The following is a 22,818-nucleotide window of genomic DNA, read 5'->3' as shown; positions in this document are numbered from 1 at the left end:
GTGGCTGACGAGGCTTTGATCAACTGACCTGGGTCACTTGACCCCGGTCAGCACCTTGTCGATGACGTAGACCGTGGCGTTGGCCGTGGGGACGTTGCCGCAGATGACGTTGGCGGTCACGGTGCCGTCGGTGACGGTCATGCCCGACTCGGCGTCGCCCTCGATCGTCAGCTTGTCGCCCGCGAGGGTCTCCTGGCTGCCGGCGATGGAGTCCTTGTCCTCGTTCGCGCCGACCACGTGGTGGGCGAGGATCTTGTAGAGCGTGCTCTCCTGGCCCTTCTCCTGGCCCTCCATGACCAGACCGTTGAGGTCGGCCTCGGGGATCTCGGCGAACGCACCGTCGAACGGCGCGAACACGGTCAGGGCCTCGGCACCGTTGAGGGTGTCGGCGAGGCCGTCGATCGAGGTCACGGCGGCGACCAGCGTCTTGAGGAGCGGGTTGTTGCTCGCAGCGGTGGCGACCGGGTCCTTGACCATGCCGTCGAACGAACCGGCACCCGAGGTGGGGACGTTCGCGCAACCGTCGCCGAATGTCTGGGCGCCGGCACCGTCAGCCTTGGCGCCGTCGGCACCGTCGGGGGTCTTGCTGGTGTTGTCGGTGCTGTCCGAGCCACTGGGCTCGTCCTCGCCGCACGCGGCCAGGGACACGGACAGGGCGAGGGCCGCGGCGGCGATCCCGGCGTTGCGGCGGAGGTTCTGGAGCTTCATGGTGGTGCCTTCCGTTGAGTCTGTTCGTGTTGGTGTTGCAGGTGATTCGGAGGTGCCGCCGATCCGGATTGGCCGGATCGGAAGATTTCTAGGAGACGTTGACGATCAGCTCGTGCAGCCCACTGGCGCCGTTCGGGAAGGGTTCGGCGCGTACGGCGACCTGGGCCTCGCCGTTGCCCGACATCGCCCGTACGGCGAGCCGGTGGGAGCCCTTCTTCGCGTCCCAGGGGTAGAACCACTGGCGCCAGTAGTTCTCGCCGCCGTCCGGGCCGAGGGTCGCGTCGACCCAGCCCCCGCCGTCGATGCGGACCTGGACGCCGGAGATGCCGTCGCGCTCCTGGGCCCACGCGACGCCGCCGATGACGACCTTGCCCGGGTCGAGGTTCGCCAGCGCCTTGGGCGTGTCGATGCGCGCGGAGATCTTGATGGGAGCGTCCGTCGCCCAGTCCCGGTCGGTCCAGTACGCCTTCTGGTCGTCGTACGTCGTCAGGGTGAGCCGGGTGAGCCACTTGGTGGCGCTGATGAAGCCGTAGAGGCCGGGGATGATCATCCGGACGGGGAAGCCGTGCTCACGCGGGAGCGGCTTGCCGTTCATGCCGACGACGATCATCGCGTCGCGCCCGTCGGTGGCGAGGTCGAGCGGCGTGCTGATCGTCATGCCGTCGAAGTCGGTGGACAGGATCTGGTCGGCCTTCGTGCCGACGCCGGCCAGGTCGAGGACGTCCTGGAGCGGGACGCCGAGCCAGCGGGCGCTGCCGATGTAGGGGCCGCCGACGCTGTTGGAGACGCACGTGAGGGTGATGTTGCGCTCGATCATCGGCATCGCGAGGAGCTCGTCGAAGGTGATCGTGAGCTTCTTGTCCACGTCGCCGTCGACGGTCAGGGTCCAGTCGTCGGCGCCCACGATGGGGGTGTCGAGGCGGGTGTCGACCCGGTAGAAGTCCTTGATCGGCGTCTCGAACGGCGTGATCCCGGGGACCTGGTCGTCGAGGCCGCGCGGCAGCGGCGGCGCGGGGCTCGCCGCCGTCGGGAGGTCGACGTCCTCGGGGCGCAGGCGCAGCTTGTTGATCACGCGACCGGCCACGCCACCAACGGCGGCGATCGCGGTCAGGGCGCCGATGCCGATCAGCACGCCGCGGCGTCCGGTGGAGCTCTCGCCCGTGGCGTCAGGGGCGGTGACCTTGTGCTGCTGGCGGGCCAGGAACGCGAGGGCGAGCGGGGCGGTGACCGCGGCGACGACGCTCGGGAGCAGGTCGAGCGCCCGGGCCTCGGGACGGCTCAGGACGGCAACAGCAGCAATACCGACGAGGACGACGAGCAGGCTGGCCCCCCAGGCCAGCCTCCGTCGCGCGAGCACACCGGCGACGGCCGCGAGGACCAGTACGCCATCGAGGACCGAGCCGACCAGGATGACCTTGTCGGCGCTGCCGAAGTTCCGGATCGCCCATTCCTTCATCGGCGTCGGCGTCAGGTCGATGACGGCGGAGCCGACCGCGAGGACGGGCGAGGACGCCGGGTCGGTGAGGGCCGCGACGGCGTGCGCGAGTCCGATACCGACCAGGGTCGCGAGGACGCCGTACCAGGGCCACAGCAGTCGCAGCTTCATGCGAGTGCTTCGGAGCCGACGGCTCAGCGGATGGGTCGGCCCTACGAAGCAGGGGTGGCGATGTGGAACAACGCATCGCCGGCGTTGACGATCGGCGCCCGGGTCAGCCCGATCACGATGCCCGCCCGGTCGGCGTGCACGAGGCGGACCCGGCGACCGAACGTGTCGGAAAGGCCGCCGAGACGACGGCCGACCTCGACGTACTCACCGAGGCCGACCTCGAGGTGCAGGATCCCGGTGCCGCGGGCGCGGACCCAGCCGCTGCCGCGCGCCTCCACGGGTGTGGGCACGGGATCGATCGCCCCGACGACCTCGGCGAGGTCCGCCGTCGTGGGGTCGATCATGTCCAGCGAGGTCAGCACGCGTCGTACGCCTTCGACGCCGACGGCGATCGGCTCCTCGTCGAAGCGCATCACCTCACCGGCTTCGTAGAGCAGCACGATGGCGCCGCGGTCCCGGGCGGCCTGGCGCAACGAACCGTCGCGCAGCTTCGCGTGCAGCATCACGGGGGCGCCGAAGGCCTGGGCCAGCTCGCGGGTGCGGGGGTCGTCGAGGTCCGCGCGGATCTGGGGGAGGTTCTCGCGGCGGTCGGCGGCGGTGTGCAGGTCGATGCCGACGTCGCACTTGCTGACCACCTCGGTCATGAACAGGTGCGCGATCCGGCTCGCCAGCGACCCGCGGGACGACCCGGGGAACGACCGGTTGAGGTCGCGACGGTCCGGCAGGTAGCGGTCGCCGGTCATGAAGCCGAGGACGTTGACGACGGGTACGGCGAGCAGGGTGCCGCGCAGCGTCTTCGCCGACAGGGGCGCGAGGGCCCGCCGGATCACCTCGACACCGAGCACCTCGTCGCCGTGGATCGCGGCATTCACCCAGACGGTGGGGCCGGGTTCGCGGCCGTGGATCACGCGGACGGGCAGGCTGACGTCACCGCCTGTCACGAGACGCGTGATCGGGAGCTCGACCTCCTTGGACGAGCCGGCGCGCACCCGGACGTTGCCGATCGCAAAGGACTCACGCGCCACTGCTGACCCCCCGGTTCCTGCGGCGTACGCGCCGTGTGGGTCGACCGCCGAGGTACGAGTGGCTGGCGTCGACGACGAAGCCCTGGCGGAGTGCCTCGCGCCCGATCAACAGCCGGAAGCCCATTTCGTCACGACGGGTCAGGGTGATCTCGGTGGTGATCTTGCGACCCACGAGCTTGAGGTCGGTCAGGATGACGATCCGTTCCTGGGCGTGGCCGGTGGAGCTGCGGACGACACGCCGGTCGTGCACCGGGCACTCGACGAAGACGGCGTCCTCGGCGGAGCGTTGCCACGGGTGCACCGAGAACCGGACCCATTCGGCGCCGTCCTGCTCGAACTCGGTGAGGTCGAAGGCGTGCAGCGCCGACGTGCGGGCGCCGGTGTCCAGCTTGGCCTTCACGTTGTTGACGCCCAGACCGGGAAGACGAACCCACTCTCGCCAGCCGGCAGTGACCTGCGGGCTGCTTGAATGGGGTCTCACCACGCTCGCATCCACACGGCCATCCAATCAGGTCGGGAAACAAGCAGGTCGATCATGAAGCTCGCCATCCTTTCGCGCGCCCCGCGGTCCTACAGCACGCAGCGCCTCCGTACGGCGGCGCTCGACCGTGGGCACGACGTCAAGGTCCTCAACACGCTCCGGTTCGCGATCGACCTCTCGGGCGAGGATCCGGACCTGCAGTTCCGGGGTCGCCAGCTGTCGGACTACGACGCGGTCCTGCCGCGGATCGGCAACTCGATCACGTACTTCGGTACTGCCGTCGTACGACAGTTCGAGCAGATGGACGTCTACACGCCCAACACCGCGAACGGCATCGGCAACTCCCGCGACAAGCTGCGGGCCTCGCAGATCCTGTCGCGCCACAACATCGGCATGCCCGCGACGACCTTCGTCTGGGACCGCGCCGACGTGATCCCCGCGATCGAACGGGTGGGTGGCGCGCCGGTCGTGATCAAGCTCCTCGAGGGCACCCAGGGCATCGGCGTGATCCTCGCGCCCACGCTGAAGGTCGCCGAGGCGATCATCGAGACGCTCCAGTCCACGCGTCAGCAGGTGCTGATCCAGCGCTTCGTCAAGGAGAGCAGGGGTCGCGACATCCGCGCCCTCGTCGTCGGTGACCGGGTCGTCGCTGCGATGCGGCGGGTCGCACAGGGTGACGAGTTCCGGTCCAACGTCCACCGCGGCGGCACCGTCGAACGCGTCGACCTCGACCCGGCCTACGAGCAGGTCGCGGTGCGCGCCGCGCAGATCATGGGCCTCAAGGTCGCCGGTGTCGACATGCTCGAGGGTGACGACGGCCCGCTGGTCATGGAGGTCAACTCGTCCCCGGGCCTCGAGGGCATCGAGATGGCCACCAAGCTCGACGTCGCCGGCGCGATCATCGACTACATCGACAACCAGGTCGCCTTCCCGCAGATCGACGTGCGTGAACGGTTGTCGGTCTCCACGGGGTACGGCGTCGCGGAGATCGTCGTCCACGGCGACGCGGACCTCGTGGGCAAGACCCTCGGTGACTCCGGCCTGCGCGAGCTCGACGTCACCGTCCTGACCCTGCACCGCGGCACGACCGTGATCCCGAACCCGTTCGACCGCCACGTGCTCGAGCCCGACGACCGCCTGCTCTGCTTCGGCAAGCTCGAGGAGATGCGCTCGATGATCCCCGCGCGTCCGAAGCGCCGGGCCCGGGTCAAGAAGCTGCCGAAGCAGCCGATCCACACCGACGCCTGAGCCGGTCCGTAGGTCGAGGCGGTCACTCTGGGACCGCGACCCGTTGGTCGAGGAGGTTGCGCAGCAACCGTCTCGAGACCACTCGGGCCGGTGGTTGAGGTGCGAGGAGCGCCAGCGACGAGCCTCGAAACCCCGCACCGTCCACCAACTCCCCACAAGCACCATCAGGGCTTTCCTCTGTCCACAGACAGGTTTGCGCTGCTTCGTTGTGTCGGTGCTGGGTGATCCAATACATGTATGGAACTCGGAACCCAGCCCTCCTCGACGGCCGAGATCCTGCCGCGCGTCGGCGCCCGGGTTCGCCGTCGCCAGGCAGAGCTGGTCGACGAGTGGATCGACGTCGTCGCCTGGGCCCAGGACAACGTCGTGACCACTGTCGAGGGTGCGGCCACGCTGGTCGAGGGCGTGATCGACACCGGTGTCCCGATCGCCGGCGACGGCGCGCCGCTCGTCAGTGAGTTCAACCTGATGGAACTCATCGCCGTCCTCGGCAGGAGCCCGGATGGTGGTCGTGGATACGTGGGGCGGATCATCGAGTGCGCCTGGCGCCTGCCCGGCGTCTACGCCGCTGTGGTCGAGGGCAGGTTGGAGCCGTGGCGTGCCGAACGGATCGCGGACCTCACCCGGTCGCTCAACGCTGACGCCGCAGCGTTCGTGGACCGGCAACTCGCTGCCGTCGGGGGCGTGGGTTGGGCCCAGCTCGAACGCCTCGTCACTGAAGCGGTGATCCGGTTCGACCCCGACCGCGCCGAGCAAGAGCGGCAAGCCGCCGCCGACCGACGGCGGGTGTACTTCGACGACGTGGACGGGAACGGGCAGGTCGAGTCCCACGCGATCCTGGACGCCGCGGATGCGCATGACTTCGACCAGGCCCTGTCCCGCCGTGCCAAGCTCCGCGGACAACTCGGCGACACCGACTCCTTCGACGTGCGCCGCGCCAAGTCCGTCGGCGACATCGCCCGCCATGACCTCGGCCTTGACCTGCTGTTCGCCGACGAAGAGACCGGTGAAGTGATCGCCACGGTCCCCGGTCGCAAGGTCGTCCTCAACGTCCACATCACCGACACCGCCCTCAACACGGACGAGGCCGGGAACCCGTTCGCGAACCCCGTAGGCAGGTGGGACGAAGGCCGTGCGCCGGTCAGCGTCGCGCAGATCAAGGAATGGCTCCAGGCACCCAACACGACCGTGATCGTGCGTCCGGTGATCGACCTCGCCGACTGTGTCCCGGTCGATTCCTACGAGATCCCTGATCGCCTCCGTCGGCGGGTCGAGCTCCGCGACCATTCGTGCCGGTTCCCCGGCTGCCCGAAACAGGCCACCGCCTGCGACCTCGACCACGCGACACCCCACGGGCAAGGTGGCGCGACCTGTCCCTGCAACCTCGTCCCGCTGTGTCGGCGACATCACCGCGCCAAGACCTTCAGCAGTTGGAGGTACGTGATCGTCCTGCCCGGTCACTACCTGTGGACCAGCCCGCACGGCCACCACTTCCTCGTCGGACCCGACGGCACCAGAGCACTCGACCCACCCCGCTCACCCGCCACCCACTAGCCACCCCGCCCCGCACCCCGCCCGCCAGCGGGGCCAGCGGCATGTCGGGGCGAGGCCGTGAGACCTCACTGTCTGATCACATCTGGCGCGTTCGGGGCGTCGACCTGCGGAACGCTTCCCTCATCGGGCTCCGCCTTCGGCGGCAGTGCGGTCCTCGTTGTGACCGGTGGTCTCGGGTGCACGGCGGCGGCTACGTCGCCGAGCTCGGAAGTACCAGACCACGTAGGCAAGGCACCCCACATCGGCGACCAGAATGTACAACCAGTCTTTGCTGTCCGGAGAGTAGACCGACTCGTCACCGGCGACGCCCTTCTGGGCCCGAACCTTGTCGCCGGCTCTCTCGACGTCCTCGCCTGAGAAGTATGCGTGTTTGTCGAGTATCTGGCCGTCGTCACTCTCGAAAGTTCCGGTCCAGTGGCAGGCGTAGCGGTCGCAGTCTCTGTCCACCGCGGTGAAAGTGCCGGGGGTGCCTTCGTTCTTACTGGCGGCGATGGCGAACGGGACGGCGACGACGCTGGCCGCCAGCGCGACAAGGCACAGAAGCAGCAGGAAGAAGGCGTCAGCGTCTGGCTCTCGTCGCACAGCGACAGTATTCCGTTCTCGTGGCAGGCAAGCTCCCGGTTCGCAGCTCCAGCTGCCGCGCATGGCGCGTCATTGAGAACTGTGAGGACGATCTCGGCGGCGGCGGATGAGCAACGCCCACCCGGGACAGACCAACAGCCAGTACGGGATCGAGACGAGTGCAACCACTCGCTCTGACAGCGGGTCGCTCACCGTTCCGCTCAGGTTTGCTGCGAGGAGCGCGACCGCCAGGAGCAAGATCCAACCCAGGATGAACCGGCCGACGGACACAGGCCCGCCGGCGATGTCCCACAGCAGTTCCTCATACCAGTTGCCGGGCTTCACCTCGCCCTCCGGTTCCATCTGCACATGGTCCCATCCCACAATCGACCTCAACGCGGGCCGGCATGCCCGACACTGACGTCGTGAACCCAAAGTTCCGGACGTGGGCAACGGCCGCCGTCGTGTTCCTGATCAGTGCCCTGCTGAACCTGGCCGCCCTGGCGTTCATCGCAACGCGCGAGCCCGGCCTGCTCAACGAGGACAGTCTCTGGATCTACCTGGTTCCCGTGCCCATCGTGGTCACGACCGCAGCGGCATGGATGGTCTTTCGGCGTTGGGGCCTGCTGCTCGGACGAGCAGTCTTCGGCGGGGCCGTCCTCGACTTCACGGCGATTGTCATGTCGACATTCCTGGTCATGAGCACGCTCACCGGATAGGGGGTAGCGGGTCTGCGGCGGCCTGCCCCGGGTTTCGAGGCTCGCTGCGCTCGCACCTCAACCACCGGGCGAGCGGTGCGGCAGGATGACCGCATGACTGACGCACCCGCCGAGCTGGTCCACCTCGATGTCGCTGACGCCGTCGCCACGATCACCCTCGACTCGCCGCACAACCGCAACGCGCTGTCGAGGCAGCTGATCACCGAGCTGACCGGCCACCTGAGCACGGCCGACGCAGCCGACGACGTCCGTGTCGTCGTACTGAAGTCGTCGGGCCGGGTGTTCTGCTCGGGTGCCGACCTCGCGGCAGCGGCGACGACGCCGATGCAGGAGGGTGCGCGGGCCATCGTCGCGCTGCAGCGCCAGATCGTCGCGTTGTCGAAGCCGGTCGTCGTGGTCGTCGAGGGCGCGGCCCGGGCCGGCGGGATCGGCATCGTCGCGGCCGCGGACGTGGCGATAGTGGCCGAGGACGCCACCTTCGCGCTGACCGAGGTGAAGCTCGGCCTGACGCCTGCGGTCATCTCGCTGACGGTGCTGCCGCGGATGACGTCACGGGGTGCCGCGCTGACGGCCCTGGGCGGCGAGGTCTTCACGGGGGCGCAGGCCGTCGAGCACGGCCTGGCCACGCTCGCCGTACCCGCCGCCGACCTGCAGGCGAAGGTCGACGAGGTCGCCGGCCAGATCGCCACGGGTGCCGCCCAGGGCCTTCGTGAGACCAAGCAGCTGCTGGGCGCCGACCTGCTGGCGCACATCGACGCCAAGGGCGAGGAGCTCGTCGAGCTCAGCGCGCGCCTGTTCGGTTCCGACGAGGCACGCGAGGCGATGACGGCCTTCCTGACCCGCAAGAAGGGCTAGAGCGAGGCCACCAGGGTCGCGGCGTCGGCCGTCGCGCCGCGGATCAGGCCGAGGCCGTCCGCATCCCCGACCAGGTGTACGTCGACGCCGGGCAGCGCAGCGACCAGGGCGTCCCGGACGGACCGGTCGGCGACGACCTCTCCGACCAGGACGACCGCGTCGGCCGGGAGCTCACGGGTCGTGCCGTTCGCCGGCGTGTGGCGGACCCCCGTGGCGGTGATCTCCTCCACGGAGCAGCCCGCGTGCACGGTCACGCCCAGCCGGTCGAGCCGGTCCATGTGCTCGGCACGACGCTTCGGCCCGAACTCGGGCGCGATCTCTTCTCCGGGGCACAGCAAGGCGACCAGCTTCCCGGCGCGGGCCAGGGACTCGCACCACTCGACCGCCGCCATCCGTGCGCCGACCACGACCACGCGTCGGCCTTCGGGGATCGCGGTGGTGTCCAGCCCGTGCCGCACGTGCGGCAGGTCGTCCCCCGTCACCCGCGGTACGACGACCCGGCCGCCCGTGGCGACCACGACGACGTCGGGCGACAGTGCCGTGACCGTCGCGGGGTCGGCCGCCGCACCCAGCCGGACCTCGACGGCGGAACCAGCGACCTCCGCACGGATCCAGTCCAGGTAGGGCTTGTTCCCGGTGTGCACCGCGGCCGCGTCGACGAGTGCGCCACCCAGTCGGGGACTCGCTTCGAGAAGCGTGACCCGGTGTCCGACACTCGCGGCGAGGCGTGCGCTCTCCATCCCGGCCGGCCCGCCGCCGACGACCACCACGCGTCGCGGCCGGTCGGAGACCATCGGCAGCACCCGGTCCAGGTCGTGCCCGGTGAAGGGGTTCACGGCGCACTCGGTGGCCAGCTTCTCCTCCAGGGTGTCGATGCAGTTCTCGCAGGAGATGCAGTGCCGGACCCGGTCGGGCCCGCCGCCCCAGCCGGCGAGCTTGCGTGGCAGGTCCGGATCGGCCAGCAGCGGTCGTCCCATCGCGACGAAGTCGGCCCGGCCGTCGGCGAGGACCTGTTCGGCCAGGCCCGGGTCGTGCAGCCGGCCGACCGCAATGACCGGCACGTCGACGACTTCCCGCACGGCAGCGGCCGCGCCCACGTTGAGGCCGGGACCGGAGTCGGCACCGTTCACCATCCCCGTCACCAGTCGGTCGATCACGCCGCCGCTGACGTGGAACGCGTCGACGCCGGCCTGCACCAGCAGCGGCGCCATCGACGCGGTGTCGTGGATCGGTCGTCCGCCGGCGACGCGTTCGTAGCCGGAGATCCGCAGCGTGATCGGGAAGTCCGTGCCGACCTCGCCACGGATCGCCGCGAGCGCCTCGAGCACCACCCGGATCCGTCCCTCCATCGAGCTGCCGCGGTAGCGGTCGCCCCGCCGGTTGCGCTGCGGTGCCAGGAAGGAGCCCAGGAACATGTACCCGTGCGCGGCGTGCAGCTCGAGGCCGTCGTACCCGGCTTCGCGGACGCGGACCACCGCCGCGCGGTACTGGTCGAGGATCGCCGCGATCTGCTCCTTGCCGGCCTCCGCGGAGGGCCGTCCGGTGAGGTAGGAGCCGATCACCGAGGGGCCGAGCGAGGTGACGCCGAACATCTCGGGTCCGAGCCCGTCGGGACCGGCGTGCACGATCTGTGGCTGGATGCGCGCGCCGTGGGCGTGCACGGCCTCGACCAGGCGCCGGTGCGCCGCGACCGAGTCAGCGGTGCCGATCTGCAGGCCACCGGGTGTCTCCGGGTGCTGCGGGTCGATCCCGGTGGCGCCGACCGTGATCAGCCCGGCGCCGCCTTCGGCCCGCCGAGCGAAGTGCGCCACGGTCCGCTCGGAGGGGTGGCCCTCGGCGGTCCCGTACATCGTCTCCATGGGTGACATCACGATCCGGTTGCGCACCGTCATGGTGCCGATCCGCCCGGGAGCGAGAAGGTGCGGGAACGGGGTCATCCCGGAACACTAGAACGCGTTCTACCTCCTCGCCTAGGGTGAGCGGGTGGACTTCGCGATGGTGACCGCCTACCAGCCGATCGACCAGCTCGTGCCGCTGGCCCGAGCAGCGGAGGAAGCGGGCTTCCGGGCGTTCAGCGTGGCCGACCACGTCGTCGACCTCGAGACCGTCGCGACGCCGTACCCCTACACGCCCGACGGCGAACGCCGCTGGCAGACCGATGTCGACTGGCCGGACCCGTGGGTCACCGTCGGTGCCCTGTCCCAGGTGACCACGCGGTTGCAGTTCTTCACCTCGATCTACGTCGCCGCGATGCGCAACCCGTTCGTGGTCGCCAAGGCGGTCGGTACGGCGGCGGCGCTGTCGGGCGGACGGGTCACCCTGGGCGTCGGGGTCGGCTGGTGCCGCGAGGAGTTCGAGCTGCTCGAGCAGGACTTCAGTACGCGCGGACGACGTACCGACGAGGCGCTCGACCTCCTGCGCAGCCTGTGGGCGCCCGGCTGGACCGAGTTCGCCGGCGAGTTCTACTCCTGCGACCGACTGGTGATGCGGCCCGAGCCGCCCGGGCCGATCCCGGTGTGGGTGGGCGGCCTGTCCGACGTCGCCCTGCGCCGCGCAGCGCGCAACGACGGGTGGATCGGGGACCTGGCCACGGTCGAGGAGGCGGTCGCCATCGCGCAACGGCTCCGCGCGTTCCGCACCGCGGCAGGCCGCGACCTGGACGAGCCGTTCGAGGTCGCGCCGGCCCTCACCGACGCCCTCACGCCCGACGACTTCGCCCGCGCCACCGACGGCGGCGTGACCATGACGATGACGATGCCCTGGATGTACTACAGCGGGCCCGACGCGACGCTGGCCCAGAAGCTCGAGGGGATCGAGCGCTTCCGCGCGGACGTCATCGAACCGGTCCGCCGGCTGATCGGTTGAGAGGCTGAGCGGCCGGGTCCGGCCTCAGCCCTCGAGGTAGGTCGTCATCGAGACGACCAGCGTGCGGTAGACCCGGTCCGCATCGACCGAAGCGCCGTTGACCTGGTGGGCGACGAGGCCGTGCAGCGCGATGGGGAGCGCCCAGGCGACGTCCATGAACCGCTCCTGGTCGACGGCCTGTTCCCGAACGTCCTCGAAGAAGTTGAGGAACTCCTGCGCCCAGTCGGCCTCCAGTCGCGTGAGCGAGGCAGCCGTCAGGGGGTGGGTCTGCGCCAGGACCGGCCGTGGCCGGGGCAGCCCGAGCCGGATCGTGTCGATCGCCACGGCGTACGGCGAGGCGAGGACCTGTCGGTACAGCTCCGCGACCTCGGTGATCCGACCGGCGATCGTGTCGCTCTGCGGCGGTGGCCACAGGGCGGCCTTGTCGTCGGTGATCAGGTCGACCACGGCAGACCAGAACCCGTCCGAGTCGTTGAAGAGGTTCTGCACCGATCCCCAGCTCAGGCCGGCCTCGCGGGCGACGAGGTTGATCGAGACCGACTCCGGTCGCCCGGTGCCGAGCATCTCCACGGCAGTGGACAGCAACTTCTCCCGCGCCGCCAGGCCTCGTCGATTCAGTTTGCGTGGCAGTGCCACCGGCGTCGTACTCATCGGACCCCCCTCAGGTGTGCGAGCCTGCCGCCATTCAAGCAGTACCCAGCCCTGTAGAGTTGGGGGCTTGCCGCTCCCAGTAGGAGCAGCGTATGTCGGACGGAATGCGGACGGTAGGGGTCACGTCGGTGGCAGACGAACTGGTGGAGCGCGAGGTCGCGTCTGAGCAGGCCTTCGTCGACCGGGTCTATCGGCAGCTGGAGGTGGCCGGCGAGGCCGCCCAGGAGCTGGCCAAGGAAGGCCATTCGCGTGGTCGGGTCGGCCACGAGGGTGGCCTGGTCGAGCGCGACGCGATGGTGTTCCAGGCCGCGAAGCGGATCGCCCAGCTCGACGCAGCCCACGAGGGCCTGGTCTTCGGCCGCCTCGACATGGACGCCACCGTCGACACCCAGCCGCGGTACGTCGGCCGGATCGGCCTGCGCGACGACGACCGCGACTCGTTGCTCATCGACTGGCGAGCACCGGCCGCCGCGGTGTTCTACCAGGCGACCGCCGCCGAGCCGCAGAGCGTGATCCGCCGCCGCGTGCTGCGCAGCGCCTCGCGCAAGGTGATCGGGGTCGAGGACGAGCTGCTCGACGCGGAGGCCCTGGCCACCGCCGAGGCCGCTGGTCGCGCCCTGCCGATCGTCGGCGAGGGCGCGCTGATGGCGCAGCTCTCGCGGGCCCGCGACCGCTCCATGCACTCGATCGTCGCGACGATCCAGGCCGAGCAGGACAAGGCGATCCGCGCGCCTTCGCGCGGCGTGGTCTCGATCTCCGGCGGTCCCGGCACTGGCAAGACCGTCGTCGCCCTGCACCGGGCCGCGTTCCTGCTCTACAACGAGCGCCAGCGCTACGAGCGCGGCGGCGTCCTCGTCGTCGGCCCGTCCGGTGTCTTCATGCGTTACATCGAGCGCGTGCTGCCGTCCCTCGGCGAGACCGCGGTGGCGCTGCGCAGCCTCGGTGAGGTCGTCAACGACGTCCGCGCGACCCGGCACGACGAGCCGGCCGTCGCCGACATCAAGGGCTCGGCCCGGATGGCCGAAGTGATGCGCCGGGTCTCGCGCCAGCAGGCGCCGGGTGCCCCGAACGAGTTCCGGGTCTTCTTCCGCGACGACCGGCTGGTGCTCGACCGGGGCCGGCTCGGACAGGTCCGCCGCCAGCTGATGTCGCAGGGCCTGCGCAACAAGCAGCTGCCGCGCGTCTCCCACGCCCTCCTCGACGCGCTGTGGCGCCAGGTCCGCGGCGAGCGGGGCCGCGAGTACGGCCGCGAGAAGTTCAACGAGGACATGCTGTCCAACCAGGACTTCCTGGACTTCGCCATCGACTGGTGGCCGCCGCTCGACGCACCGACGGTGCTGTGCTGGCTGCGCGACCCGGAGTTCCTGTCCCGCGTCTCCGAGGGCCTGCTCAACTCCGAGGAGCAGCGCCTGCTCGCGAAGTCGTGGAGCGACCTGGACCCGACCCGCGCGATCAGCCACCAGATCTCCATCGAGGACGTCCCGCTCCTCGACGAGCTGCGGTACGCGCTCGGCGACCTGCCTCAGAAGGCCGACGACGCGCGCGACGACCCGATGCACCTCATCGAGGGCGGCGTGAACATCCAGGAGCTGATGACCGCCTCCGACCGGGAGTACGCCCCGTCCGGGCGACCCTGGGCGCCGCCGACCAGCAGCATCGACGACGACCTCTACGCCCACGTCCTCATCGACGAGGCGCAGGACCTGACGCCGATGCAGTGGCGGATGGTCGGCCGGCGCGGACGCACGGCGTCGTGGACGATCGTCGGCGACCCGGCCCAGTCGTCGTGGCCGGAGCCCGCCGAGGCGGCCCAGGCCCGCGCCGCAGCGCTGGAGCGCAAGGTCATCCACGAGTTCCACCTGTCCACGAACTACCGGAACTCGTCCGAGATCTATGCCCACGCCGCGGCCTACGCACAACGGGTCGGTCTCGACGCGGATCTCCCGGACGCCGTACGACGGACCGGGGAGGAGCCGAAGGAGGTCGTCCTCGGCCCCGGCGCCGACACCAGCGACCTGGAGGCCGCCACCCGCGCGGCCGTCCTGGAGGTCGCGGGCGCCGTCTCCGGAACGGTCGGAATCGTGGTCCCGGTCGCCCGGCGCTCCGAGGTCAACGCCTGGCTGGCCTCGTGGCCGGAGCTCGCCGCGGACGCCGCCGGGGCGCGGGCATCGGTCGACTCCTCGGTCGCTCCGTCCGGTGATGACCGCGTCGTCGTACTCACGGGCCTGGACACCAAGGGCCTCGAGTTCGACGCCATCGTCGTGGTGCGCCCGCAGGAGATCGAGGACGAGTCGGCCACCGGACGCGCGACGCTCTACGTCGTGCTGACCCGTGCGACGCAGTTGCTCACCACGATCAGCTGACGCGCCGTACGATCTGGGGATGAACCCCAGGGACGACGACGAGCCGCAGCCCTGGTCGCCCAGCGAGCACATCCCGGCCGATGCGAAGCGGATGGGCCTGAACGCGAACGTGCCCGACGGCGCGATGCTGGAGTTCGCCGGAGCGCTCGACAGCACGAAGCTGTCGCACCGCGTCGTCGCATGGGTGCTGCTCGCTGCCTTCGCGACACCGGTCGTGCTGACGCTGCTCTCGCTGCTGCGCTGACCCCGCAGCAGCCGGTCAGAGCGGCTTGAGGCCGGCGATCTTCCAGGTGTCCCCGTCGCGCGCCATGGTGACCTCGACCCGGCTGCCCGCGACCGTCGTACCGGCCTTGGCCGCCGTCGTGGACTGCGTCAGGAAGAGGAGTACGACGACCTCGTCCCGGTCACCCGACACGACCCCCGCGGCACTGACCGAGGCCGACGTGCTGATCCTGCGCTCGGTGGCGGTCGGGGTGACGACGTCGGTGAGGATCGTGCGGTAGTCGTCGGTGAAGGCTCCGGTCGTCTGGTCGAGTGCCGTCGCGAGGTCGTCCTCGAGGGTGGCGTTCTCGTAGCTCAGCAGCTCCGGCACGCGGGTCTTCGCGGCGGCGAGGGCATCGTTGCGGGCGTCCGCGGTGGCCGATGCACCTCGTGCCTGCAGACCCACGAATGCTGCTGCGGCAACGGCGACCGCCAGCGCGATGACCGCGACCAGACGTGTGCGGGTGCTCATGCGACGAACTCCAGTCCCGAGACGAGCCAGGTGCCGTCGGTCTTCTGCAGGTCCACCTGTAGCCGGTAGTTGCGCGGCTCGGCCGCCTTCGTCTTCTTGTTCGCGACGGTGCCGACGGCCGCGACGATCACGGTGGCCCGGTCGTCATCGAGCTTGGCGACGCCGGTCGACACGGCCTCGCCGGTCGCCTTGACCGCGTTGTCGTTGAGGGCCTTCTTCAGGCGCTCGGACTGGGCTTCCAGCTCACTGCGGAAACCGGCGGTGGCGCCCTCGAGCAGCCGGTCCATGTCGGCCTCCGACGTGGAGCCGCTGATGTCGATCAGGCCCTCCACCTCGGCGGTGGCGGCAGCCGAGGCTGCCTTCTCGTCGGACACGCGGGACCGCTCGTCCTGCCATGCCAGTCCTCGCTCGGCCGAGAAGGCGAGCAGGGCGGCCACCACCAGGATCACGGCACCGGAGCGCCAGGTCATGCGTGAGGTCAGGGAGGTCAGGCGCGACATCAGCGTGCCGCCAGCGGTGCGAGGACGAGGATCTTCCACAGTTCGTCTCCTTCAGTCGTGTCGCCGTCGGCGAGGTCGAGCGCAGCGGTGTCGTCGCCCCGGCCGACGGCCAGGTCGTAGGCCACGGTGCCGCTGGAATCGGGCCACACACCGCTTCGGAACGTCAGGCCGCAGTCCGCCGGGAGCGGTCCGCGGTCGCCGCCCTGCGGACACGGCAGGTTGCGCGCGCCCCGGATCGCGGTGGGGTTGTCCGGCGCGATGTCGCAGTGCGCCAGCCGGTCGACCGGACGGGTCTCGGTCACGCGGGGGCTGCGGCGTTCCTTGGGGGGCAGGTAGCCCTTCAGGCAGGACGGTGGGTTGTTGAGCGCCGCGCGCAGGTCCAGCTGTACGTCGCCCTGGGCCGCACGCGGGTTCACGGCGGACTGCACGCGGGCGACGGTGGCCGGGTAGACCACCAGGATCTGGCGGATCTCCGGCAGGTAGGTGTTGAGGACCTCGGCGTTGGTGGTCAGGTTGGCGAGCAGCATCGGGAGCGCCGGCTGGAGGTCCTTCACGGTCTTCGTGGCCGCGTCGAGTCCGCCGGGTGCGTTCTCGAGCAGCGCGCGCAGGTCGGCGCTGTCGTCCTTCGCCAGCGCGGCAGTGACCTCGTCGAGGTTGTCGGCATACGCGCGGGTCGACGGGCCGAGGTCCTGCTGGGTGCCGAGCACCGGCTCGAGGACGTCAATCAGGGAGGTGGTGGCGTCGATCCGGGACTGGGCCTCGGTCAGCAGCGACCCGGCCGACGACACGAGCTCGTTGAGCTCGGGACCGGAGCCGCCGAGCCCGTCGTCGATCTGGGCGAGCACCCGCCGGGTGTCGTCCTTCGGCACCGACTCGAGCAGCCGGTTCACCGAGTCCAGGACCGGCGTGATCTGGGGCATCTCGATCGCACGGTCCCGCGGGATGGTCGGGTTGTCGGCCAGGAACGGACCCCGGCCCTTCGCGTCGGGCGGCGGGACCAGGTCGACGTACTGCTCCCCGATGGCGGACGTGCTGTGCAGCTCGGCCTTCGACCCTGCGGGGATGTCCGCATCGTTGTCGATGCGCAGCGTGGCGAGTGCGCCGTTGTCGCGCACCACCAGGTCCGAGACGATCCCGACGCGCACGCCGCGGTAGGTGACGGTGGCCTTCGGGTAGAGGCCGCTGGCGTCGGCGAAGTCGACCGTGACGTCGTACACGCCGATGCCGACCATGGACGGGACCTTGGCGTAGTTGAAGAAGGCCAGGCCCAGAGCGATCGACGCCAGGACGGCGAAGATGCGCAGCTGGCGCTTGATCAGGGGTGTCAGCAGCATCAGCAGAGTCCTAGCAAGCGCAGCAGGCAGCCGGGCTTCGGTTGCGGGGCCGGGGCGGGTGCGGGAGCCGGCGCCGGGACACCGGCCTTGTCACCGGTGGAGTCGCCGGCCGAGTCGGCTGGCGCCTCGTCCGGCTCACCTGCTGCGGGCTCTGCGGGCGTGAGCGGATCCTGCACCGGATCACCTGCCTGCAGTGCGGGCGGCAGCCCACCCAGCCAGCTGTCGACGAGGCTGCCCGTACGCAGGTCGAGGGTGGCGAACAGGTTGGCGTAGTCGCCCTTGATCGCGTTGCCGGTCGTCATCACCGGGAACGGGATCGTGAGCCCGATCTTGAGGGCATCCGGGAGGGATGCACTGACCTTGCCGAGGTTGGCCAGGATCGGCCCCAGCGAGTCGAGGTTGGCGAGCAGGGCGGTCTCGCTGGCCCGGACGACCCGCACGGCGCGGTCGCCGGTGCGGCCGGTTGCCGTGACTGCCTTGACCAGCCGCGCGCGTTCCTCCTCGAGCGCCTGAAGACCGGGGGAGATGTCGTCGATCGCGGTGGCGATGGCCGAGCGGTCGTCCTTCAGACCTGCGGAGAGCTTGTCCAGCGACTCCAGCGCCGAGACGATCTCGCCCCGGTTGGCGTCGAGTACGGCGAGCAGGTCGTTCGCCCGACGGATCAGGCCCTTCGTGTCGGGCACCCGGTCGCGCAGCGCGGTCGAGAGCTCGCCGGTGATGGTGCTGATCTGCGACAGGCCGCCGTTGTTGAGCAACAGCGCGACCGCGCCCAGCACCTGCTCGGTCGCGGGGTAGGTGCCGGTCTGCTCGACGCCGATGACGTCACCGTCGTTGAGTGCCGCAGCATCGGCCTCGCCGGGGATCGACACGTCGACGTACTGCGCCCCGAGGAGGGTCTTCTGGCCGACGGCGAACACGACGTTCGCCGGCAGGGGCACGTCCTTGAGCAGCCGCATCTCCACGACGGCCTCCCAGTCGTGCACCTCGATCTTCGCCACGGTGCCGATCACGACGTTGTCCTTGAGGACCGTCGAGTTCGGCACCAGGTTCTCGATCTGGTCGAAATGGACCTGGACGGTGTAGCCGTCCTCGCCGACGGCGACCTGGCCGGGCAGGGTGTTGTCGTTCGGCTGGATCGCGCAACCGGAGCTGACCAGCGCCGCCAGCACGAGGGCGGGCAACGTCCGGCGCAGCCGGCTCCTGGTGCGGAGACGGGGCGTGCTCATTCGGTCCCTCCCGTTCCGCCGACCAGGGGCAGGCCGCCGGTCTCGCCGCCCGGCAGGAGGCCCAGCAGCCCGAGCAGCGGGTCGAGCGCCTTGATGCAGTCCTCGCTCGTACCGCCGGCGCCGAGCACTGCCCCGCACAGCAGCTGCGACACGCTGTCGAAGTTCGTGGCGGTCGCACGGCCGGTGATCGCCTGGTCCTGGATCGTGTTGTGCAGGCCGATCAGCGAGTGCGGCGCGACGTGCAGCACGCCGGCGAGCTGGTTGGAGCGGTCGGCGAGGGTGGCGGCCAACGTGTTCAGGTCGGCGACGGACCGGGTCACCCGGTCGCCGTGCTTCTCGAAGTACTTCTCGGTCGCGGCGAGCACGGTCGCGAGGTCCTTGATCGCACCGCTGAGGTTCGTCCTGTTGCTCGCCAGCACCGCGCTGACGTCGTCGAGCTCGGTGGTGAACCCCCGCACCGCTGCGTCGTTGAGGGCCAGGTTGCGGGTGAAGGTGTTGAGGTTGTCGATGGTGCTGAACAGGTCGGAGCGGCCGTCGGACAGGGCAGTCGCGGCGCCGCGGAGCTCGGCGATCGATGTCCGCAGCTGGGTGGAGTTGCCGTCCTGCAGGGCGTTCTCGAGCGACGTGATCGCGACAGCGAGGGGCCCGGACCTCTTGCCCGCATCGGGGCCGAGCGTGGTCGCCAGGTCGGTCAGCTGCTGCTTCACGTCGTCGAAGGTCACCGGTACGGCGGTCCGGTCCAGGCCGATCACGTCGCCGTCCTCGAGCCGGTCGCCGCCGGAGTAGACGGGGTCGAACTGGACGAAGCGACCGCTGACCAGGCTGGGCGACACGATCGCCGCGTGGGCGTCGGCCGGGATCGGCTGGCCGGCGTCGACCTCCAGGGTCACCAGCACGCCCTCGTCGTCGTTCTCGATCTCCGCGATCTCGCCGACCCGGACGCCGAGCACCTTCACGTCGTCACCGACGTTGAGGCCCTCGGCGCTGGCGAAGCGCGCCTGCACGACGGTGCTGCCGGTGTCGCGGGTCCACAGCAGGACGGCACCCACCAGGGCGAGGACGACCAGTGCCGTCACCAGACCGCGTCCGCTGCGCAGCGCGTTCAGTCGGCTCTTCGCGTGGGTGGTCATGGCGTCACTCCGGAGAGGATCGGGACCAGCGTCGACGGCGCTGTCAGGTTCTGGATGTAGGCGTCGAACCACGGCCCGCTCGCGAGCGCCTCGCCGAAGGCGGTCGCGTAGCCGCGCAGGCCGGTGATGCTGGCCTGCAGGTTCGCCTTGTTCTTGTTGAGTACGCCGACCACGCCATCGAGCTCCTTGAGGGCCGGGCCGAGCACGTCGTCGGTGTCCTTGAGCATCAGCCGCAGCTGGCCGGCGAGCTCGCGGGCACTCGACAGGAGGCTCACGACGACCGCCTGCCGCTCGTCGAGCTCGGTGAGCAACGACCGACCGGAGCCGAGCAACGACGCGATCTGCTCGTCGCGGCTCGCCAGCACGCCGGTGACCCGGTCGGCACGATCGACCAGCGAGCGGAGCTCGTCGTCGTTGCCGGAGATGGCCGACGACAGCGCCGTGATGCCTTCCAGCGCCGGGCCGAGGTCGGGGCTGGTGGCGCTCAGCGTCTTCGAGGCCTGGTCGAGCGCCGCGGCGAGCTGGGACTTGTCGATCGCGGCGGTGGTCTCGGTCAGCTCGTTCAGCGTCGCGGTCAGGTTGTACGGCGACGAGGTCCGCTCGAGCGGGATGGAGTCGTCGGCACCGAGCTTGCCGCTTCCGCGGGGTTCGAGCTCGACGGCCGCCCGGCCGAGCAGGGTGACGGTGATGATGCGGGCCTCGGTGAGGTCGCCGAGGGAGACGCCGCTGTCGGTGATCACGAGGTCGGCGACGACGTGTTCGCCGTCGAGCCGCACCTCGCGGACCTTGCCGACCTCGGCACCGGAGATCATCACGGAGTCGCCGCCCTTGAGGCCGCCGGCCTCGGCGAACTGCACGTGCAGCAGGTCGTTGTTGCCGATCAGGGGCAGCCGGTTGATGTTCAGCGCGGCGAGCACCATCAGCACCAGGACGAGGGTGCCGATCAGGCCGCGTGCGGCCATCCGGTCGGGGCTGGGAGTGCGACTCACTTCTTGCACCTCGGGGCGTCGGAGTAGATCCATGGCGTCGAGAGCGGGGCGACCCCTTCGAGTCCGGTCTGCACCCGCACGCCGCAGAGGAAGAAGTTGAAGAAGTTGCCGTAGGACGCGGAGTTCTGGATCGTCCGGTAGTGGCCGGGCAGCTTCTGCAGCACCGTCTCGAGGGTGTCGGACTCGCTGTTGATCCCGCGTGCGGCGGCCGCCAGACGGGCCAGGTCCGTCCGGACGTCACCGCGTGCCCGGCTGAGCAGGTCGGAGGTCTCCACCGCGAACCGGTCGATCCTCGCTGCGGCGTCGAGGACCTGGGTGTCCTGCTTGTCGAGGCCGGTCAGCAAGGTGTCGAGCCGGTCGAGCAGCAGTCCGACGGTGTCCTTGCGTGCATCGACCGTGCCGAGCACGTCGTTGAGGTTGCGGATCACCTGGCCGATCAGCTGCTCGCGGTTGCCGATCGTGGTGGTGAACGACCCGACGTGCTGGACCAGGGTCGCGATCGCCGAGTGCTGGCCCTGCAGCACCTGGACCAGCTGGCCGGAGAGCTCGTTGACCTGGGTGGGGCTGAGCCCGGCGAACAGCGGCTTGAACCCGTTGAGCAGGGTGTCGAGGTCGAGCGCCGACGCGGTCTGCGTGGCCGGGATGGTGCCGCCCTTCGCCAGTGCCTTCGCCTCCTTGCCGGCCTCCGACTGCGCAGGGTCCTGGGTCAGCTGGACGACGCGGTCGCCGATCAGGTTGCGGTACTGGATGGTCGCGCGGGTCGCGGTCGTCAGGGCCTGGTCGTCGTTGACGTCGAAGCCGACGACCACCGTGTTGTCGGGCTGGACGTCGATGTCGCGGACCTTGCCGATGTCGACACCGGCGATCCGCACCTCGTCGCCGACCGCGAGGCCGGAGACGTCCTCGAACACGGCCCTGTAGTCGGTGCGGTCGCCCGGGCGGTACTCGCCCGTGACGGCTGCGACCCACAGGGTGAAGGCGGCAGCCATCGCCAGGAAGGCGCCGAACTTGATCAGGTCGCCGCGCTGGCGGCGCCGTTCGGGACTGAGTCGGTGTGTGCGCGTCATGGCAGCTGCGCCCCTCCCTTGAGCAGGCCGAGCAGGGTGTCGAGGGCGGCCTCGTCCGGGGTCGGCTGCGGGCCGACGTGCGGATTGGCGCCGGTCAGCATCGACGGCGGCTCCTGCGCTGCCTCGCCCGCGTCGACGTACGGCAGGCCGTAGCAGGCGGGTCCGGTGGTGTCGCCCTGCTGCGGCAGGTTCTCGCCGTACGTGTAGGGATCGCGGCCCGGGATCAGCCGGGTGATCGTCGTGATGCCGGGGTGCGTGCCGCCGACCGCGGCCTCCGCGAGCTTGTTGGCGTTGGCCAGGCCGAGCACCAGGCACGGCAGCTCGGGTGAGTACCGCTCGAGGACGGCGCTGACCGGCGCGAGTAGGCGCAACGACGTCACCAGGCCCTTCTCGGAGCTGCGCAACAGCACGTCGGTCTCGTCGCTGAACCCGGTCAGGCTGCGCTCGAGGGCGCGCAGCGATGCCTGCTGGCGCACCACGGTCCGGGAGATCGTGCCGGTCTGGCTGAACGCGCTGACCAGGTCCGGCCGGGCGAGCTCGTAGACGTCGAGGACGTCGTCGGCGGCCCGGAGGTCGGAGCTCAACGTGCGCAGCGACGGGTTGAACGAGCGCAGGTAGGTGTCGGTCTGGGTGATCAGGTCACCGATCAGCTCGCCGCGTTCGTCGACCGCACCGGCCACGGCGGTCAACGCAGAGTTCACGTCCGCCGGGCGGGCGACCGCGAGGACGGCGGTGAGGTTCTCGAAGGCCTCGTCGACCTCGACGGTCACCCGGTCGGCCGGGATCACCGCACCGGCCCTGATCGTCTCGCCGATGTCGTCACCCGGATTGCCGGCGGGCGGGGTGAGCTGGACGTACTTGGCGCCGAACGCCGTCGGGGGCACGATCTGCGCCGTCACGTCGGCCGGCACCTGGTCGACCTTGTCGGAGTCGATCTCCAGGTCGATGGTCACCTTCGACCCGTCGGTGTGGATCTCGGCGACGCGGCCGATCTCCACGCCGCGGAGCTTGATCGGTGCGCCCGACGCGAGGGTGAGCCCGGCGCGGTCGGCCTCGACCGACACGAGCACGTTGCGCTCGAAGGCCCCGCGGTACTTCGCGATGGTGCCCGCGATCATCAGCGCGATCAGCGCGAGGAACAGGAATCCGAAGATGACCTGGCGGTCGATCCGGTGGGAGTGCGTTCCAGATGAAGTCGTCATC

At 70.3% G+C, this 22,818-nt stretch carries 23 protein-coding genes and 1 pseudogene; 8 read left to right on the top strand and 16 right to left on the bottom strand.

Annotated elements, in window-relative coordinates; all coding sequences use genetic code 11:
* Positions 1–33 precede the first annotated feature (33 nt).
* The 4 genes from ACOACQ_RS15125 to ACOACQ_RS15110 form a co-directional block, all read right to left on the bottom strand.
* The gene (locus tag ACOACQ_RS15125) at positions 34–708 is read right to left on the bottom strand and encodes a fasciclin domain-containing protein (protein ID WP_378605028.1); all 675 of its coding nucleotides are present in this window, start codon (positions 706–708) and stop codon (positions 34–36) included.
* An 88-nt stretch (positions 709–796) separates the two neighbouring features.
* On the bottom strand, positions 797–2,314 hold the full coding sequence (locus ACOACQ_RS15120) for a molybdopterin-dependent oxidoreductase (protein WP_420288658.1): 1,518 nt from the start codon (positions 2,312–2,314) through the stop codon (positions 797–799).
* Positions 2,315–2,355: 41 nt separating this feature from the next.
* Positions 2,356–3,339, bottom strand: coding sequence for a succinylglutamate desuccinylase/aspartoacylase family protein (locus tag ACOACQ_RS15115; RefSeq protein WP_378596275.1), 984 nt, complete (start codon positions 3,337–3,339; stop codon positions 2,356–2,358).
* Positions 3,329–3,823 (bottom strand): ATP-dependent zinc protease, encoded by a 495-nt coding sequence (locus tag ACOACQ_RS15110; RefSeq protein ID WP_378596274.1) that lies wholly within the window; start codon positions 3,821–3,823, stop codon positions 3,329–3,331. The genes ACOACQ_RS15115 and ACOACQ_RS15110 overlap by 11 nt, the downstream gene beginning before the upstream one ends.
* A gap of 51 nt (positions 3,824–3,874) precedes the next feature.
* On the opposite strand from ACOACQ_RS15110, the pseudogene ACOACQ_RS15105 reads away from it, so the two are divergent.
* The 3 genes and pseudogenes from ACOACQ_RS15105 to ACOACQ_RS15095 form a co-directional block, all read left to right on the top strand.
* Positions 3,875–4,735 (top strand): annotated as a pseudogene (locus ACOACQ_RS15105) (RimK family alpha-L-glutamate ligase); the annotation flags it as partial.
* A gap of 27 nt (positions 4,736–4,762) precedes the next feature.
* A complete protein-coding gene (locus tag ACOACQ_RS15100; protein WP_378596304.1) occupies positions 4,763–5,068 on the top strand; it encodes a cation:proton antiporter regulatory subunit in 306 nt (101 codons plus the stop codon).
* 237 nt (positions 5,069–5,305) lie between these two features.
* On the top strand, positions 5,306–6,622 hold the full coding sequence (locus ACOACQ_RS15095; RefSeq protein WP_420288657.1) for a DUF222 domain-containing protein: 1,317 nt from the start codon (positions 5,306–5,308) through the stop codon (positions 6,620–6,622).
* Between the two features lie 120 nt (positions 6,623–6,742).
* Here the strand turns inward: ACOACQ_RS15095 and ACOACQ_RS15090 are convergent, their stop codons facing one another.
* Both ACOACQ_RS15090 and ACOACQ_RS15085 read right to left on the bottom strand, forming a co-directional pair.
* Positions 6,743–7,204 (bottom strand): hypothetical protein, encoded by a 462-nt coding sequence (locus tag ACOACQ_RS15090; protein ID WP_378605403.1) that lies wholly within the window; start codon positions 7,202–7,204, stop codon positions 6,743–6,745.
* A 69-nt stretch (positions 7,205–7,273) separates the two neighbouring features.
* On the bottom strand, positions 7,274–7,546 hold the full coding sequence (locus ACOACQ_RS15085) for a hypothetical protein (protein WP_378605400.1): 273 nt from the start codon (positions 7,544–7,546) through the stop codon (positions 7,274–7,276).
* Between the two features lie 62 nt (positions 7,547–7,608).
* Between ACOACQ_RS15085 and ACOACQ_RS15080 the strand changes: the two genes are divergently transcribed.
* Entirely contained in the window at positions 7,609–7,902 is a 294-nt protein-coding gene (locus tag ACOACQ_RS15080) for a hypothetical protein (protein WP_420288656.1), read from the top strand.
* Positions 7,903–7,995: 93 nt separating this feature from the next.
* Positions 7,996–8,757 carry an enoyl-CoA hydratase-related protein gene (locus ACOACQ_RS15075; protein WP_420288655.1) on the top strand — a complete coding sequence of 254 codons (762 nt, stop codon included), beginning with the start codon at positions 7,996–7,998 and terminating at the stop codon, positions 8,755–8,757.
* On the opposite strand, the gene ACOACQ_RS15070 is transcribed toward ACOACQ_RS15075, so the two are convergent.
* On the bottom strand, positions 8,754–10,694 hold the full coding sequence (locus ACOACQ_RS15070; RefSeq protein ID WP_420288654.1) for an FAD-dependent oxidoreductase: 1,941 nt from the start codon (positions 10,692–10,694) through the stop codon (positions 8,754–8,756). The genes ACOACQ_RS15075 and ACOACQ_RS15070 overlap by 4 nt on opposite strands.
* A gap of 46 nt (positions 10,695–10,740) precedes the next feature.
* Between ACOACQ_RS15070 and ACOACQ_RS15065 the strand changes: the two genes are divergently transcribed.
* Positions 10,741–11,622, top strand: a complete 882-nt coding sequence (locus ACOACQ_RS15065) for a TIGR03619 family F420-dependent LLM class oxidoreductase (RefSeq protein ID WP_378605382.1) — start codon at positions 10,741–10,743, stop codon at positions 11,620–11,622.
* Positions 11,623–11,646: 24 nt separating this feature from the next.
* Here the strand turns inward: ACOACQ_RS15065 and ACOACQ_RS15060 are convergent, their stop codons facing one another.
* On the bottom strand, positions 11,647–12,273 hold the full coding sequence (locus ACOACQ_RS15060; protein WP_378605379.1) for a TetR/AcrR family transcriptional regulator: 627 nt from the start codon (positions 12,271–12,273) through the stop codon (positions 11,647–11,649).
* Between the two features lie 128 nt (positions 12,274–12,401).
* On the opposite strand from ACOACQ_RS15060, the gene ACOACQ_RS15055 reads away from it, so the two are divergent.
* Together ACOACQ_RS15055 and ACOACQ_RS15050 are read left to right on the top strand one after the other, a co-directional pair.
* On the top strand, positions 12,402–14,636 hold the full coding sequence (locus ACOACQ_RS15055) for a HelD family protein (RefSeq protein ID WP_420288653.1): 2,235 nt from the start codon (positions 12,402–12,404) through the stop codon (positions 14,634–14,636).
* Positions 14,637–14,655: 19 nt separating this feature from the next.
* Entirely contained in the window at positions 14,656–14,880 is a 225-nt protein-coding gene (locus ACOACQ_RS15050) for a hypothetical protein (protein ID WP_378605373.1), read from the top strand.
* 15 nt (positions 14,881–14,895) lie between these two features.
* On the opposite strand, the gene ACOACQ_RS15045 is transcribed toward ACOACQ_RS15050, so the two are convergent.
* Genes ACOACQ_RS15045 through ACOACQ_RS15010 form a run of 8 tightly spaced genes read right to left on the bottom strand, consistent with a single transcriptional unit; the run spans position 14,896 to position 22,817 of the window.
* On the bottom strand, positions 14,896–15,369 hold the full coding sequence (locus tag ACOACQ_RS15045; RefSeq protein WP_420288652.1) for a hypothetical protein: 474 nt from the start codon (positions 15,367–15,369) through the stop codon (positions 14,896–14,898).
* Positions 15,366–15,869, bottom strand: coding sequence for a hypothetical protein (locus ACOACQ_RS15040; protein ID WP_420288651.1), 504 nt, complete (start codon positions 15,867–15,869; stop codon positions 15,366–15,368). Before ACOACQ_RS15040 ends, ACOACQ_RS15045 begins: the two co-directional genes overlap by 4 nt.
* Positions 15,869–17,203 carry an MCE family protein gene (locus ACOACQ_RS15035; protein WP_378605364.1) on the bottom strand — a complete coding sequence of 445 codons (1,335 nt, stop codon included), beginning with the start codon at positions 17,201–17,203 and terminating at the stop codon, positions 15,869–15,871. The genes ACOACQ_RS15040 and ACOACQ_RS15035 overlap by 1 nt, the downstream gene beginning before the upstream one ends.
* A complete protein-coding gene (locus tag ACOACQ_RS15030) occupies positions 17,203–18,429 on the bottom strand; it encodes an MCE family protein (protein ID WP_378605361.1) in 1,227 nt (408 codons plus the stop codon). The genes ACOACQ_RS15035 and ACOACQ_RS15030 overlap by 1 nt, the downstream gene beginning before the upstream one ends.
* On the bottom strand, positions 18,426–19,559 hold the full coding sequence (locus tag ACOACQ_RS15025) for an MCE family protein (RefSeq protein ID WP_420288650.1): 1,134 nt from the start codon (positions 19,557–19,559) through the stop codon (positions 18,426–18,428). Before ACOACQ_RS15025 ends, ACOACQ_RS15030 begins: the two co-directional genes overlap by 4 nt.
* The gene (locus ACOACQ_RS15020; protein WP_420288649.1) at positions 19,556–20,548 is read right to left on the bottom strand and encodes an MCE family protein; all 993 of its coding nucleotides are present in this window, start codon (positions 20,546–20,548) and stop codon (positions 19,556–19,558) included. The genes ACOACQ_RS15025 and ACOACQ_RS15020 overlap by 4 nt, the downstream gene beginning before the upstream one ends.
* Positions 20,545–21,615, bottom strand: coding sequence for an MCE family protein (locus tag ACOACQ_RS15015; RefSeq protein ID WP_378605352.1), 1,071 nt, complete (start codon positions 21,613–21,615; stop codon positions 20,545–20,547). Before ACOACQ_RS15015 ends, ACOACQ_RS15020 begins: the two co-directional genes overlap by 4 nt.
* Complete coding sequence (locus ACOACQ_RS15010) at positions 21,612–22,817, bottom strand: MCE family protein (RefSeq protein ID WP_420288648.1); 1,206 nt, start codon at positions 22,815–22,817, stop codon at positions 21,612–21,614. The genes ACOACQ_RS15015 and ACOACQ_RS15010 overlap by 4 nt, the downstream gene beginning before the upstream one ends.
* Position 22,818 lies beyond the last annotated feature (1 nt).

Origin of the sequence: Nocardioides sp. CPCC 206347 (assembly GCF_048654605.1) — a bacterium.
Lineage (GTDB): Bacteria > Actinomycetota > Actinomycetes > Propionibacteriales > Nocardioidaceae > Nocardioides.
This window is presented reverse-complemented; position numbering and strand designations above follow the sequence as displayed.

Coding starts and splice junctions, on each gene's coding strand:
- ACOACQ_RS15125 (WP_378605028.1), bottom strand. CDS start 708: ATGAAGCTCCAGAACCTCCGCCGCAACGCCGGGATCGCCGCCGCGGCC.
- ACOACQ_RS15120 (WP_420288658.1), bottom strand. CDS start 2,314: ATGAAGCTGCGACTGCTGTGGCCCTGGTACGGCGTCCTCGCGACCCTG.
- ACOACQ_RS15095 (WP_420288657.1), top strand. CDS start 5,306: ATGGAACTCGGAACCCAGCCCTCCTCGACGGCCGAGATCCTGCCGCGC.
- ACOACQ_RS15085 (WP_378605400.1), bottom strand. CDS start 7,546: ATGGAACCGGAGGGCGAGGTGAAGCCCGGCAACTGGTATGAGGAACTG.
- ACOACQ_RS15075 (WP_420288655.1), top strand. CDS start 7,996: ATGACTGACGCACCCGCCGAGCTGGTCCACCTCGATGTCGCTGACGCC.
- ACOACQ_RS15070 (WP_420288654.1), bottom strand. CDS start 10,694: ATGACCCCGTTCCCGCACCTTCTCGCTCCCGGGCGGATCGGCACCATG.
- ACOACQ_RS15060 (WP_378605379.1), bottom strand. CDS start 12,273: ATGAGTACGACGCCGGTGGCACTGCCACGCAAACTGAATCGACGAGGC.
- ACOACQ_RS15050 (WP_378605373.1), top strand. CDS start 14,656: ATGAACCCCAGGGACGACGACGAGCCGCAGCCCTGGTCGCCCAGCGAG.
- ACOACQ_RS15045 (WP_420288652.1), bottom strand. CDS start 15,369: ATGAGCACCCGCACACGTCTGGTCGCGGTCATCGCGCTGGCGGTCGCC.
- ACOACQ_RS15040 (WP_420288651.1), bottom strand. CDS start 15,869: ATGTCGCGCCTGACCTCCCTGACCTCACGCATGACCTGGCGCTCCGGT.
- ACOACQ_RS15035 (WP_378605364.1), bottom strand. CDS start 17,203: ATGCTGCTGACACCCCTGATCAAGCGCCAGCTGCGCATCTTCGCCGTC.
- ACOACQ_RS15030 (WP_378605361.1), bottom strand. CDS start 18,429: ATGAGCACGCCCCGTCTCCGCACCAGGAGCCGGCTGCGCCGGACGTTG.
- ACOACQ_RS15025 (WP_420288650.1), bottom strand. CDS start 19,559: ATGACCACCCACGCGAAGAGCCGACTGAACGCGCTGCGCAGCGGACGC.
- ACOACQ_RS15015 (WP_378605352.1), bottom strand. CDS start 21,615: ATGACGCGCACACACCGACTCAGTCCCGAACGGCGCCGCCAGCGCGGC.
- ACOACQ_RS15010 (WP_420288648.1), bottom strand. CDS start 22,817: ATGACGACTTCATCTGGAACGCACTCCCACCGGATCGACCGCCAGGTC.